The sequence below is a fragment of the Bacillus cereus group sp. Bc010 genome, assembly GCF_027716745.1.
GTDB lineage: Bacteria > Bacillota > Bacilli > Bacillales > Bacillaceae_G > Bacillus_A > Bacillus_A pacificus.
In genome coordinates this window covers 59,873-74,231 of record NZ_JAQFUY010000006.1, presented here as the reverse complement: position 1 = coordinate 74,231, position 14,359 = coordinate 59,873, and the positions used below count along the sequence as shown (strand labels likewise).

Genomic DNA, 14,359 nt, shown 5'->3' with positions numbered 1-14,359 from the left:
CGTTTGGAGGGTCTGTCCTTTTTAATGCGTTACAGTTTTATTTTGTTGCTTTTAGGAGATAATTCCGCATAATTGTAGCTAAGGGAGATGATTTCAGGTTGAGTAAACTGAATGTTAGCACAACGGTTTCGGGAGATATAATTGTTACTCGTCTTATCGGCAAGATTAAAACAGATGATGTGTATGAATGGTTTAATGGTTTCGAGCAAGTTTGTCAGCAATTCATTTCCGAGGGACGGAAATACAAATTGTTGGTAGATAGAAAAGGCTACATACCAGATCATTTTTCTGTTCAAAAAGTATGGAAAGAGAAGTTTTTTAATGAAACGATTTTGAATCACAGTAAGGCAATTGCTTTTCTCCTTGAAGAAGGCGAGATCATGAATTATTTACAACAATCCAATACGAAAGAATCCGTAAAGTTTTTTGATGATTATAGACAAGCATTCCTTTGGTTGAATGAATATCCCATATGAAGTTTTAGCGAACCAGCTGCGTAAGCAATTGGTTTTTTTAGCTTGTAATGTTGTTGATGTCTCTATACGAAATGTTTAGTGCGTATAGCAGCATTTTAAGGGACATACATTTTGAATGCGTTAAATATAATTCTTATTAGCACCAAGAGGAAGAGAGTACTAGTAATATTGAAAGGTCATACGATAGAGTCACATAAATTGAAAAATATCCATGTGGCATAAAGTGAGTAAGGGGGATAAAGATATGAGCAATTCAAATTTGAGTGAAATAAGTAAACAAATTTTAAAAGAGGAGGAAACACTTCAATTTTCCTCTTTTACAAATGAAGATGCCTTACAACTAGGTTTATTTATCGTTGAAACAGCGAAGCAAGAGGGAAAATTGATTGCTGTTGATATAACGAAAAATGGTGTGCAATTATTTCATTTTAAGATGACGGGGACAAATGAGGAAAATACGAAATGGATTGAGCGTAAAAAACGAGTCGTTTCCCTGCATGATCGTAGCTCGTATTATATGCAGGTACAAAGTGAAATAACTGGAGTCTCCTATAATGAAAAATATCTTTTAGATACTTCGGAATACGCTGCATTTGGTGGATGCTTTCCTATCAGAATAAAAAACGTAGGGGTTATTGGAATGATAACCGTTTCAGGATTACCACCAGAAGAAGATCATGAATTGGTTATAAGAGCGGTTAAAAATCAATTGAAGCAATAATAAAAAGGCAAACACGAACATATTCTTGTTCGTGTTTGCCTTTTTATTATTCATTTTATGTGATGAAGATAATTCTAATAAATAAACAAGTACGAAAAGATAGTACGGAATGGGAAATCTTTAATTCGAGACACTTTACTTGACGATGATAATCTATGTGGTTAATATGATAGATATAAAATAACCTAATTACTTTTGATAATTAAGTTATTTTATTTAAGTGACAGTAGGTAAGTAAGATGTGATGGAAATGCTTTGAATTGCCACTATTAATATTGGGGACAATTAGAAAGCGAAAGGTATAAAAAGAATTGGAATTTGCGAATTCTTTGTTTTTTATAAAAACAGGGGCTTCTGTACAATTCATTTTTAAAATATTGACAAGGATTATACAACAAGAGGGGGACTGAAATTGGAATCAATGACCTTTGTTTTATTTGGAGCGACAGGGGACTTAGCGAAACGAAAAATTTACCCCGCACTATATAACTTATATAGAGATCAAAAGCTTCCAAAGCAAATATCCGTTATCGGGCTTGGAAGACGCCAAGTATCTCATGTAGACTTTCAAGGAAGAATAAAAGAATCAATAGAGACATTTTCCCGTCATAGAGAAGAAGGTACTCTAGAACTTGAAGGTTTTTTAGATAATTTTCGCTATTGTCCATTAGATGTGAGTAAGCCGGAAGACTATGAGAGATTATTGCAAGTCGTTCGTGAAAGGGAAGAAGAACTACATATAAAAGGGAATAGAATGTTCTATCTTTCCGTTGCTCCTGAATTTTTCGAGACCATTGCTTTAAATATTAAGGAAAGCGGACTTGATAAAACGGATGGATGGAAACGCCTAATGATTGAGAAACCGTTTGGGCACGATCTCAAATCTGCTCGTGAGCTTAATGATAAGCTTAGTCGCACGTTTGAAGAAGATGAGATATACCGTATTGATCATTATTTAGGTAAGCCGATGATTCAAAACCTTGAAGCACTAGAATTTGCAAATCCTGTTCTCCAATCAATTTGGAACAAAGAGCATATAGCGAATGTACAAATTACAGCGAGTGAAACAGTTGGGGTTGAAGAAAGAGCAGGATATTATGATCAGGCAGGAGCCATTCGAGATATGGTTCAAAATCATATGTTACAAATATTAATGATGACTGCTATGAATCTGCCGGAAAAGGTTAATGCATGTGAAATTCGAGAGGAAAAGCGAAAGGTAATGGAGACGCTTCGTAAAGTGAAAAAAGAAGACGTTCAAAACCATATCATTCGCGGACAATACGCTTCAGGAGAAATAAAAGGTGAACAAGTTGTAGCATATAAAGAGGAGCCAGGAGTAAATCCTTCTTCTAATATAGACACATTTGTTGCTGCTCGTTTATGGATCGATAATCCATTTTGGACTGACGTTCCCTTCTATATACGAACAGGCAAACGAATGAAAGAAAAGTCTACTCGTATTGTAATCGAATTTAAAAATACGCTAAAACAGCAATACCAAGATAATAATCCAAACGCAGAACCTAACTTATTAATAATTGAAATTAGCCCAGGTGAGAATGTTTCGTTACAGTTAAATAGTAAAAATCCATTGAAAAATGGAGAAATTGAACCGATGCGTATTAACTTTACTTGCGAGCAAGCAGATGTAGGAGTGCCTGAAGCGTATGAAAGACTTATTCATGATGCTGTGAGTGGAGACGCTACATTCTTTGCACATTGGAGAGAAGTTGAATTGTCATGGGAATGGGTACAACCAATTCTTGAAGCATTCGAGGAAAACTTATTACCACTTCATGAATATGAGTCTGGTTCATATGGTCCAGATGCGTCTCATGAATTATTGCAAGAAAGTGGATTTAAATGGTGGTTAGATCAAGAAACGGAAAAATAAGTACTTTCTTTCATGAAAGCATTTAGGGGGACGATTATTATGACACAAAACATAAATCAATTAGCAGTGAATACACTTCGTACGTTATCAATTGATGCTATTAATGCGGCAAATTCAGGTCATCCAGGTCTTCCGATGGGCGCAGCACCGATGGCTTATGCATTATGGGCGAATCATTTAAATCATAATCCGAATCATCCAAAATGGTTTAACCGTGATCGATTCGTTTTATCGGCTGGACATGGATCTAGCTTATTATATAGCCTACTTCATTTAGCTGGATATGACGTTTCAATTGATGACTTGAAAAGTTTTAGAAAGTTAAATAGTAAAACACCAGGACATCCTGAGTTTGGTCACACTTCTGGAGTTGAAGCGACTACAGGCCCGTTAGGACAAGGCATTGCAAATGCTGTTGGGATGGCAATGGCGGAAGCTCATTTAGCAGCGAAGTTCAATAAGGATGGTCACTCTATTATAGATCACAATACGTACGCTTTAGTGGGGGACGGTGACTTAATGGAGGGTGTCGCTTATGAAGCGATGTCAATGGCAGGGCATATGAAACTTGGTAAGTTAATTGTACTGTATGATTCAAATGAAATTTCACTTGACGGAGAATTAAACATTGCTTTCTCTGAAGATATGCAGAAAAGGGTAGAATCTGCACATTGGCAATATGTAAGAGTTGAGGATGGAAACGATGTTGATGCGATTACAAAAGCGATTCAATTAGCGAAAGACAATAAGGATCAACCTACTCTTATAGAAATTAGAACGATTATAGGTTACGGAAGTCCAAAAGTTGCTGGAACAAACAAAGCACACGGTAACCCGCTTGGAGTAGAAGAAGCGACAGCGACAAAACAAGCGTATGGTTGGCATTATGAGGAAGATTTCTTTGTACCTGAAGAAGTAACAGCTCATTTTAATGAACTGAAGCAAAAAGGTATTGAAAAAGAGAACAAGTGGAATGAGCAGTTCAACGTATATAGAGAGTCGAATCCAGCACTAGCAGATGAATTAGAAAAAGCGATTACAGGTGAGGTTTTAATCGAAGCGAAAGACATTCTATCCTTTGATACTGAAAAAACGATTTCCACTCGTGTTGCAAGTGGGGAAGCTATTAATCATTATGTGAAATCGATTCCTTCTATTTTCGGTGGAAGTGCGGATCTTTCTCATTCTACGATGACAGATATAAAAGGTGAAGCAGTGTATGCAGTAGAATCGTATGCTGGCCGAAATATATACTTCGGTGTACGTGAACATGCAATGGGCGCGGCAGCGAATGGACTGGCACTTCATGGAGGAGTAAAGCCGTTCGTAAGTACATTCTTTGTATTTAACGATTACCTTCGTCCATCGATTCGACTGGCTGCATTGCAAAAGTTACCTGTTACGTACGTATTTACACATGATTCGATTGCTGTAGGAGAAGATGGTCCAACGCATGAACCAATCGAACATTTGGCAGCTCTTCGGGCAATTCCTGGTTTAACAGTTATCCGTCCGTCAGATGCAAATGAAACAGCAAGTGCGTGGGCGTATGCTTTACAGCAAACGGAAGGTCTAGTCGTTTTAGTACTGAGCCGTCAAAATTTACCGGTGTTTCATGAAACGAAAGCGAACATAGAGAATCTTTCTAAAGGAGCTTACGTATTAACACAAACGAATGAAAATCCAGATGTAATTTTAATTGCGACAGGTTCTGAAGTATCCTTAGCTGCTAGTGCGAAAGCAAAATTAGAAGAAGATCAAGTTTCTGTTCGCATCGTTGCAATGCCGAGCTGGGAATTATTCGATCGCCAATCGAACGAATATAAAGAATCCGTTCTTCCGTCTTCTGTAACGAAACGAGTATCTCTTGAGATGGGTGTATCTCTCGGTTGGGAACGTTATGTAGGACAAGAAGGAAAAGTACTATCAATTGAAACATTTGGAGCTTCAGGAACTGGAGCTGAAGTCATGAATCTATTTGGATTTACGACAGAAAATGTTGTTCAAATTACAAAAAATGTGTTGAATTCTTAAGCTATGACTGTGAATACCTTTCTGTACGTACTAACATTTCAGTGCTGAAAGGTATTCCAGATTGTAGTGATGTGGATTTTTAATAAAAGATGATTTGAGGAGGAATTATATTATGCAAGTAGGATTAATTGGGTTAGGTAAAATGGGATTAAATTTAGGGAAAAATTTAATGGATCATAAACATGAAGTAGTAGCATTTGATTTAAATGCAAGTGCAGTGGAAGAAATGAAAGAGTACGGGGCTACAGGTACATCTAGCTTAAATGAACTTGTTCAGTCATTACAATCACCAAGAGTTCTTTGGGTTATGGTACCACACGCTGTTGTTGATTCTGTTATCGATGAGGTTACACCACTTTTATCAAAAGGAGATATTTTAATTGAAGCGGGTAATTCACATTATAAAGAGTCCATTCGCCGATATGAGCAACTAAAGAAAGATGGCATTCACTTTATGGATGCAGGAACTTCTGGCGGAATGGAAGGCGCTCGTAATGGTGCTTGTTATATGATCGGAGGAGATCAAGAAGCTTGGGATATCGTTGAACCTATCTTCCGTGATACTGCTGTAGAAAATGGATACTTATATGCTGGAAAAGCTGGTAGTGGTCACTTCTTAAAAATGGTTCACAACGGAATTGAATACGGTATGATGGCTGCTATTGGTGAAGGATTTGAGATTTTAGAGAAAAGTGAATTTGACTACGATTATGAAAAAGTATCAAGAGTGTGGAACAACGGTTCAGTCATTCGTTCTTGGTTAATGGAACTAACAGAAAATGCATTTTCTAAAGATGCAAAACTAGATGAAATTAAGGGTGTTATGCATTCTTCTGGTGAAGGAAAATGGACAGTAGAAACAGCATTAGACCTTCAAACAGCAACTCCTGTTATCGCAATGTCTCTATTAATGCGCTACCGCTCATTAGACAATGATACATTTACGGGAAAAGTAGTAGCAGCTCTGCGCAATGAATTTGGCGGACATGCAGTAGAAAAGAAATAAACATCTTAAAATTATAACTCGTTAACGTTTAAAAAATGGAGGGAACGAATCATGAAGTTTTTTATTGATACTGCAAATCTTGAGGACATAAAAAAAGCATATAAACTTGGAGTTTTAGCTGGTGTTACAACGAATCCTTCTTTAGTAGCAAAAGAGGGCATTAAGTTTGAAGACCGTATTGCAGAAATTTGTCAGGCAGTGCCTAAAGTTGAATCTGTTTCGGCAGAAGTAACGCCAGATGCTGTGACAGCTGAAGAAATGATTGCTCAAGCAGAAGAGTTGATTAAGATTAACGGTGGCGATGAAAAAGTTACAATCAAACTTCCAATGACGCTAGCAGGATTAGAAGCTTGTCGCTACCTTACTGAAAAAGGTGTGAAAACGAATGTTACCCTTATTTTCACGGTGAACCAAGCACTTTTAGCTGCTCGAGCAGGTGCAACGTACGTTTCTCCATTTTTAGGACGCTTAGATGATATTTCTGAAGATGGCGTATTATTAGTTGCTAAAATTGCTGAATTATTCGATGTTCATCAATTAGATACACAAATTATTGCCGCTTCTGTTAGACATCCAGACCATGTAACTCGTGTAGCGATGGCAGGTGCTCACATTGCAACAATTCCTTATAAAGTCATTGAACAACTTGCTATGCACCCACTAACAGATCAAGGTATTGAAAAGTTTGCTGCGGATTGGGCGAAAGCACCTAAATTATAATATATGAAGTGAGGAGACTTTCCGAAAATTTCTTTTCATGAGAGGGTAGATTCCTAGGTAACTCCATCGTTTAACTTGGATCTCGAGTTTGGAGTCTTACTATGTGAAAATAGCAAGAGAAGAAAGTGTCATTCACTTTTGAAGAAGGAAAATTTGCTTACGCGTAGCGTTTATCACAATAACATTACAATTATGAAAGAGAAATCCCCTTATCAGAGAGAGTAGGTAACATGTATCTCTGGTAAGGGAAATTCTTTTTATATAAATTATTATATTGTGAAGATGAGTTATAAATTTTTACTCAAGAAAGAACTATATAGGTTCTTTTCATTGTATAGCATTTTTGAAAGGGTTTACATAAAGGGGTGGAATTGCGTATGAATATGTACCTTTTAATGATTACATTATTATCAATTGTAATTGTTATTTTAGGGGTATCGTGGTGGAGATGGCATGCGTTTATTAGTTTGACGGTTGCAAGTTTGTTTTTAGCAATTATGTCTGGAATGCCAATGGATAAAATAGTGAGTGCTTATGAAACGGGAGTCGGAAGTGTTCTTGGGCATTTAGTAGGTATTTTAGTATTAGGTACAATATTAGGGAAAATGATGGCAGAGTCAGGTGCTGGAATGCAAGTGGCAGAGTTTTTTATTAAATCCTTTGGGATAAAAAACTTACCATGGGCGATGTTAATTGCAGGTTTTATTATTGGAATTCCGGTGTTTTTTGAAGTAGGCATTTTAATATTACTACCATTAGTAATTTCAATTCATAAAACAACGAAACAAAATATTTTATTGATAGCATTACCAGCAATTGCTGGGTTATCTGTCGTACACGGCCTTGTTCCTCCGCATCCAGGGGCAATCGTTGCAATTGGTATTTATAAAGCGAACCTTGGGAAGGTACTATTGTATTCACTCATTATTACATTTTTTGCAGCGATTATTGCAGGTCCTATATTCGCTCAATGGATTCACAAACGTGTAATTCCTGAAAATGAGCCAGAATTGATACGTGTAAATACAAAATCAACGAAATTACCAGGAATAGGAGTTTCATTTTTAGTTATATTGTTACCTGTTCTGTTAATGGTTTTAGCTGCAGCAGCTCCTTATGTTCCACTTTCTACTACTTTGATGAAGATTGTCACATTAATTGGTAGTCCTATCATTGCATTATTGATTGCATGTTTTGCAGCGTTTTATTTTCTTGGATTTCGTCAAGGTATCGATAAAAAGGCGATTAAGAAGGTAACAGAAGATAGCTTATTACCAATTGGTTCAATTGTTGCGATTATTGGTGCTGGCGGCGGATTTAAGCAAATTCTTATCGATAGTGGTGTAGGGAATGCTATTGCTCAAATGTCTGAGCATTTAGCTCTATCTCCAATTGTATTAGCATTTATGGTAGCTGGATTAATTCGAATTGCGACGGGATCAGCGACAGTCGCTTTAACAACAGCAGCGGGTATCGTTTCACCAATCGTCGAAAATGCGACAGGTGTGAATTTAGAATTGCTCGTCATTGCAACAGGTGCAGGAGCATTAATGTTTTCACACGTAAACGATGCTGGGTTCTGGATGGTAAAAGAATACTTAGGTTTAACAGTAAAAGAAACATTTAAAACATGGACGGTATTAGAAACATTACTTTCATTTATCGCTTTTGGAGGCGTTTTACTACTCGATATGTTTATTTAAAATAGGGATGTTTCTATTTAGATAAATGCAACATACAACGTTATCAATAGATAAAAGGAATGTATTTTTATGGTAGGATACGGTAGTAATTTTTTGTTAGGAGGAAGAAATGGTGAGCACAAAATATATGATTGGTGTAGACATTGGGACAACTAGTACAAAATCAGTTCTATTTTCTACTGCTGGGTCTGTTATTGCAAGTCATGGAATTGAATATCCTTTATATTCTCCTACACCTGAAATAGCAGAACAAGATCCAGAAGAAATTTTTCATGCAGTAATAAATACAATTAAAGAAACTGTACAATCGAGTAATGTACAGCCAAATGATATTCTTTGTGTTTCTTTTAGTTCGGCAATGCATAGTATCATTGCTGTAGATGAGAAGGGAAAACCGTTAACGAGATGTATCACTTGGGCAGATAATAGAAGTGCAAGCTGGGCAGAGAAAATAAAGAATGATATGAATGGTCATGAAATTTATTTACGGACTGGGACACCAATTCATCCGATGTCACCACTTTCGAAATTAGTTTGGCTACAGAATGAGCAGGCAGAGTTATTCGCAAAAAGTTATAAATTCATTTCTATTAAAGAATATGTTTTTTACAAGTTATATAAAGAATATGTAATTGATTATTCTATAGCATCAGCGACAGGAATGTTCAATTTAAAATCTTTAAAATGGGATGAAGAGGCTTTACATGTAGCGGGAATTACAGATAAAAAGCTTTCAAAGCTTGTTCCAACAACGCACAGTTTAACAGGATTAGATGAAGAGCTTGCCAAAGAGATGAATGTACTTGTTTCTACGCCTTTTGTAGTAGGAGCGAGTGATGGAGTCCTATCCAATTTAGGTGTAAATGCAATAGATCCTGGTGTTGTGGCTGTTACAATTGGTACAAGCGGTGCGATACGTGCTGTAACAAATCGTCCTGTAACAGATCCAAAAGGTAGAATTTTTTGTTATGCGTTAACTGAAGACCATTGGGTAATCGGTGGTCCAGTTAATAACGGTGGTATGATTTTCAGATGGGCTCGTGACCAATTGGGCACTTCAGAGATTGAACTTGCAAAGCGCTTAGGAAAAGATCCATATGAAGTGCTTACTGAAATAGCAGCAAAAGTGAGTCCGGGGTCCGACGGTTTATTATTTCACCCGTATTTAGCAGGAGAAAGAGCTCCTTTATGGAATGCAAATGCGCGAGGATCTTTCTTTGGACTTGGATTGCATCATAAGAAAGAACATCTTATCCGTGCCGTGTTAGAAGGAGTAATTTATAATTTATACACCGTTCTTCTTGCTTTAAAAGAGCTAATTGGTGAACCGAAAAAAATTCAAGCGACAGGTGGTTTTGCAAGATCGGAACTTTGGAGACAGATGATGGCGGATATTTTTCATCAAGACGTATATGTTCCGGAAAGTTTCGAAAGCTCTTGCTTAGGAGCTGCAATCCTTGGTTTATATAGTCTAGGTGAAATAGATACATTATGCGTAGTATCTGAAATGGTAGGTGCGAATTTCCACCATGAACCAAACATGGAAAGTGTGGAAAAGTATAAAGATTTAACACCAATTTATATTCGTCTGTCTCGTCAATTGGAAGAAGAATATGAAAGTATAGCAGCGTACCAAAAAAAGTGGGTTTAAAAGCTATTTAACAAGAAAATATGATAACGTATAAAGAGGTACTCCAATTTTTTAGGATACTCTTTCAACATAAAATATTGTAAGAAGTATGATGAACAAAAAATTTAGGGAGAGAGGGTTATGGAAATGAAGGATAACAAAGAGTTTATTGGGTATGTTGGAACTTACACGAAAGAAAAAAGTGAAGGAATATATAAGTTTGTTTTAGACACGGAAGCAAAGAAAATTAGTCATGTAACACTTGCGGCTAAGCTGGATAACCCTACATATGTAACGATTAACCGAAATAATGAATATCTCTATTCCGTTGTTAAGGAAGGAGAATCTGGTGGTGTAGCTGCTCATTCGATTGATAGTAAAACTGGAGAGCTAAAGGAGAAAAATAGACAAGTAGTAGAAGGGGCTTCTCCTTGTCATGTGAGTGTTGATAGTGGAACTCACACGGTAGTTACAGCAAATTATCATAAAGGAACGATTGAGTCTTTCGCAGTAAATGAAGAAGATGGATCTGTAAATCCTGCGGCCTCTATTATAGTGCATAAAGGTTCAGGTCTGAATAAAGAAAACCAAGAGAAACCACATGCGCATTACGCAGGATATACGCCTGATGAAAAATATGTGGTGGGTGTTGATTTAGGGATTGATAAAATACTTACGTATGAAATAAAAGATAGTGTATTAAAAGAAGTGAATAGCTTGTCTGTAAATCCAGGAAGTGGCCCGAGACATATTACATTTCATCCGAATGGAAAATATGCATATGTGATGACAGAGCTTAGTTCAGAGGTTATTGTGTTAACATATAATCCGGCAGAAGGATCCTTTACAGAAGTACAGTATATTTCTACTCTTCCTGCCGCATTTGATGAAAATAATCAAGGAAGTGCGATTCATATTTCTTCTGACGGTAGTTTTGTATATGCAGGTAATCGTGGTCATAATAGTATTGCTGTTTTCAGTGTGGATGAAAATTCAGGCAAGCTTACATTTGTTGCACATACATCTACAGAAGGAAATTGGCCAAGAGACTTTGTATTAGATCCTACTGAAAAGTTTCTTGTTGCTTCAAATGAAAAGTCGCATAATCTTGTGCTATTTTCAAGAGATGAAACGACAGGGAAGCTAACTCTTTTACAATCTGATGTTGTTGTGCCGGAGCCTGTTTGTGTGAAGTTTTTGAATGTTTAAGTTGTGTTGAAGCTAAATGCATGCTGGGATGTCGTTATTTGTCGGTAAATCGATATTCTTTGTCGAAACGTCGATATATTGAAAAAATCGTTGATATAATTTCATATACCCAGAAGACAGTAAAAAGCAAAGCGATATCGCTTTGCTTTTATTGTTTCTTTTTCGGCCTGCGTACTAACTCGCCGCCGCAGTTTGGGCAAACGTTATGTCTTTCTTCTGTACATGGTGCGCAAAATGTACATTCATATACGCAAATGTATGCTTCAGAATCTTGTTCCAATGATTGATCGCAAATTTGACAGTTTGTTTTCATTTGTAGTGCCATAGTAGGTCTCCCTTTAGTTAGAATATTTATAATTTAATTATAATTCATCGGATAGAAGTTGTCTTTTTCAATTGAAAGGAAATCGAATGATAAAGTTATGATTTGAAATGAAAGAAGCTTGTTTATTTTTAAATTGATTATTTAATAAGGTTGGAATATTATGAAATAGTCAAAAGACAACAGGGGGTATACATTTTGACTAATCATAACGATCATTTAAAAGCAAACTGCGAAAAATGCTTCGGTCTATGTTGCGTTGCATTACCGTTCGCAGCGTCAGTAGATTTTGCAGTGAATAAAGATGGCGGGAAACCATGTTCCAATTTACAATCAGATTTTAAATGTAGTATACATAAAAATCTTCGTGGAAAAGGTTATAAAGGTTGTACAGTATTTGAATGTTTTGGCGCTGGGCAGAAAATTTCTCAAGTTACATTTAACGGGGTAGATTGGCGGAAAGGTGCGAAGCATGCGAGAAAAATGTATGATGCTTTTCCAGTTATGCATCAGCTACATGAAATGCTTTGGTATTTGAATGAGGCTATTTTATTGAAGGCGACACAATCGATCCATAAAGAATTAAGTAAAGCAATTGAAGAGACGGAGCGACTTTCGAATTTACATGCGGACGAGTTAATGAAAGTAAATATCCCATTACATCGTGCAGAAGTGAATATTTTACTTTTAGAAACGAGCGAACTAGTTTGGAAGGAAATGAATACTGCGCGTAAGAAAAGAATCATTCACCGAGGCGCAGACCTTATGGGAGCAAATTTGAAAAAGAAAGATTTGCAAGGAGCGAATTTAAGAGGAGCTTACTTAATTGCGGCTAACTTAAATGGAGCAAATTTAAGAGGAGCAGATCTCATCGGGGCAGATTTGCGAGATGCAGATATTCGCGGGGCTGATTTTACTAATAGTATTTTTCTAACGCAAGTTCAAGTTAATGCGGCGAGAGGGGATAAACATACGAAATTACCGAAAATGTTGTCCCGTCCATCGCATTGGGGTGCGTAAAGAATGAGGAGTAATTAGTGTGGATATATTTCAGTATTTAGAAGAGATGCAAGAAGATGTTTTTTCGTTAGCAGTAGAGCAAATAGAAGGGAAGTATTATGATATTTGCTGCATGTTAGCGTCTAAGGGTTATGCAGAGAGAATTAAAGCAATCCATTTAGGAGCATATGAGGAAAGTATTCGACTAGCATTGTATGAAGCTATACAAATCGCTACTAGTGAAGAGGCAAAAGCAATTTATTTTGAATATGATCTTGATAATGAATGGGATAGTCAGTTTTATATTTGTGAAGAGTATTTTTCGCTGGAAGAAGAGGATGATGATTGGGCTTCTGAATGGACATATGATGTTGAAGGACCGAAGTCTATAGAATTAGCAGATGTGTATGCTGAGAATGGCTTTGATATAAATGAAAAGGCAATTGGTATAAATTTGTATTTAATTGCTAGAACGGTATGTAGTTTTATGAGTGCGTGTAGTGAAGTGCAAAGGAATATACCGATTTGTATTGGTTTTCACGACCAAGATCCAATTATACGAACAGGCAGAGATTAAGTATCTCTGCCTGTTTTTCATTTCTTTTCAAAAGTAGTAATAAAAACACTACATACAATAAGAATACCACCAATAAAAAAGTTACTATTTAATGTCTCATTTAATAAGAGCCAACCAAGCAATGATCCAACAATAGGCTGGAAGAAGAAAAATAACGAGCCGATGCTTGCATCCATTAATTCTAATCCTTTATTCCAAAGGAAAAAGGCACCTGCAGTTGAGACGATTCCTAAATAAAGTACGCCTAATACTACATATAGGTTCATATGTTCAATTGGGTTTGATTGAAATTCCCATACCATAAAAGGTGTAATAAAAAAGAGTGAAAAGAATATAGCGTACGTTGTAATCACTAAAGATGAAAATCGAGCTGAAGCAATTTTTACATAAATAGATAGTAGAGCCCACGTAATAGCTGCCCCAACTAATATGATTGTACCGATAAAATAGGAGCCAATTTCAATATCCCATCCGATTACGATAATGACACCGATTGTCGCTATGATGGTAGATAGTAATCTACGAGCGGTTAGTTTTTCTTTTAAAATGATCGCTGCAAATATAACCATAAATGCAGGTGTAGCTGATGTTACTAAAGATCCTGTATGAGCGTCGGATAGTTTTGTTCCGATAAATTGACAAGTGATCGAAATGAAATATCCGATAAATCCAATCCAAGCGAATAGGAGCCAATCTTTTTTGTGAATGGTTACTGTTTTCTTTTGTTTTTTCTCAGCTATTTTTAAAATCATATACAAAACAACAAAAGCAATGATAAAGCGTAGCCAAACGAGTGTTAGTGGAGGGATAAAGTCGAGTACATATTTGCTAACAACGTACATACCGCCCCATATACTAGCTGCTAGTGATAAACATATAGCTCCTAAAATTGTTTGTTTCATATAAAGTACCTCCGTCTATTTTTAGGGTATGATGAGTTCCCTAAGACGAGGCATAGTGCATGTGTTATATGAATGCCCGTCTTAGTTTATAGACGGCCTACTGATTGATCGTTTTCGAATGAAGTGTTGTAGTACATGTGTATTCCTCCTTCTTAAGTTATAA

At 36.5% G+C, this 14,359-nt stretch carries 13 protein-coding genes; 11 read left to right on the top strand and 2 right to left on the bottom strand.

Features of this window, described 5'->3' with window-relative positions:
• Positions 1-68: 68 nt before the first annotated feature.
• From PDQ68_RS09905 to PDQ68_RS09865, 9 genes are all read left to right on the top strand, one after another.
• On the top strand, positions 69-476 hold the full coding sequence (locus PDQ68_RS09905) for an STAS/SEC14 domain-containing protein (RefSeq protein ID WP_116733382.1): 408 nt from the start codon (positions 69-71) through the stop codon (positions 474-476).
• A 211-nt stretch (positions 477-687) separates the two neighbouring features.
• The gene (locus PDQ68_RS09900; RefSeq protein WP_124878316.1) at positions 688-1,197 is read left to right on the top strand and encodes a heme-degrading domain-containing protein; all 510 of its coding nucleotides are present in this window, start codon (positions 688-690) and stop codon (positions 1,195-1,197) included.
• A 412-nt stretch (positions 1,198-1,609) separates the two neighbouring features.
• Positions 1,610-3,094, top strand: a complete 1,485-nt coding sequence (gene zwf / locus PDQ68_RS09895) for a glucose-6-phosphate dehydrogenase (protein ID WP_000445366.1) — start codon at positions 1,610-1,612, stop codon at positions 3,092-3,094.
• A 39-nt stretch (positions 3,095-3,133) separates the two neighbouring features.
• Positions 3,134-5,128 carry a transketolase gene (tkt, locus tag PDQ68_RS09890; protein ID WP_061183600.1) on the top strand — a complete coding sequence of 665 codons (1,995 nt, stop codon included), beginning with the start codon at positions 3,134-3,136 and terminating at the stop codon, positions 5,126-5,128.
• 112 nt (positions 5,129-5,240) lie between these two features.
• Positions 5,241-6,134 carry a phosphogluconate dehydrogenase (NAD(+)-dependent, decarboxylating) gene (gene gnd / locus PDQ68_RS09885; protein WP_001195921.1) on the top strand — a complete coding sequence of 298 codons (894 nt, stop codon included), beginning with the start codon at positions 5,241-5,243 and terminating at the stop codon, positions 6,132-6,134.
• A 51-nt stretch (positions 6,135-6,185) separates the two neighbouring features.
• Positions 6,186-6,854 (top strand): fructose-6-phosphate aldolase, encoded by a 669-nt coding sequence (gene fsa, locus PDQ68_RS09880; protein ID WP_000667676.1) that lies wholly within the window; start codon positions 6,186-6,188, stop codon positions 6,852-6,854.
• Positions 6,855-7,231: 377 nt separating this feature from the next.
• The gene (gene gntP, locus PDQ68_RS09875; protein ID WP_016718103.1) at positions 7,232-8,557 is read left to right on the top strand and encodes a gluconate permease GntP; all 1,326 of its coding nucleotides are present in this window, start codon (positions 7,232-7,234) and stop codon (positions 8,555-8,557) included.
• A 109-nt stretch (positions 8,558-8,666) separates the two neighbouring features.
• Positions 8,667-10,208, top strand: coding sequence for a gluconokinase (gene gntK / locus PDQ68_RS09870; protein WP_016718102.1), 1,542 nt, complete (start codon positions 8,667-8,669; stop codon positions 10,206-10,208).
• A 126-nt stretch (positions 10,209-10,334) separates the two neighbouring features.
• Positions 10,335-11,396, top strand: coding sequence for a lactonase family protein (locus tag PDQ68_RS09865; RefSeq protein WP_472926913.1), 1,062 nt, complete (start codon positions 10,335-10,337; stop codon positions 11,394-11,396).
• 148 nt (positions 11,397-11,544) lie between these two features.
• Here PDQ68_RS09865 and PDQ68_RS09860 read toward each other — a convergent pair whose 3' ends face one another.
• Positions 11,545-11,721 carry a DUF1272 domain-containing protein gene (locus PDQ68_RS09860; protein WP_001207874.1) on the bottom strand — a complete coding sequence of 59 codons (177 nt, stop codon included), beginning with the start codon at positions 11,719-11,721 and terminating at the stop codon, positions 11,545-11,547.
• Positions 11,722-11,916: 195 nt separating this feature from the next.
• Between PDQ68_RS09860 and PDQ68_RS09855 the strand changes: the two genes are divergently transcribed.
• On the top strand, positions 11,917-12,738 hold the full coding sequence (locus PDQ68_RS09855; RefSeq protein ID WP_061183598.1) for a pentapeptide repeat-containing protein: 822 nt from the start codon (positions 11,917-11,919) through the stop codon (positions 12,736-12,738).
• A gap of 19 nt (positions 12,739-12,757) precedes the next feature.
• Entirely contained in the window at positions 12,758-13,294 is a 537-nt protein-coding gene (locus PDQ68_RS09850; RefSeq protein ID WP_061183597.1) for a hypothetical protein, read from the top strand.
• Positions 13,295-13,311: 17 nt separating this feature from the next.
• Here PDQ68_RS09850 and PDQ68_RS09845 read toward each other — a convergent pair whose 3' ends face one another.
• Entirely contained in the window at positions 13,312-14,196 is an 885-nt protein-coding gene (locus PDQ68_RS09845; RefSeq protein WP_000814740.1) for a DMT family transporter, read from the bottom strand.
• Positions 14,197-14,359: the final 163 nt, after the last annotated feature.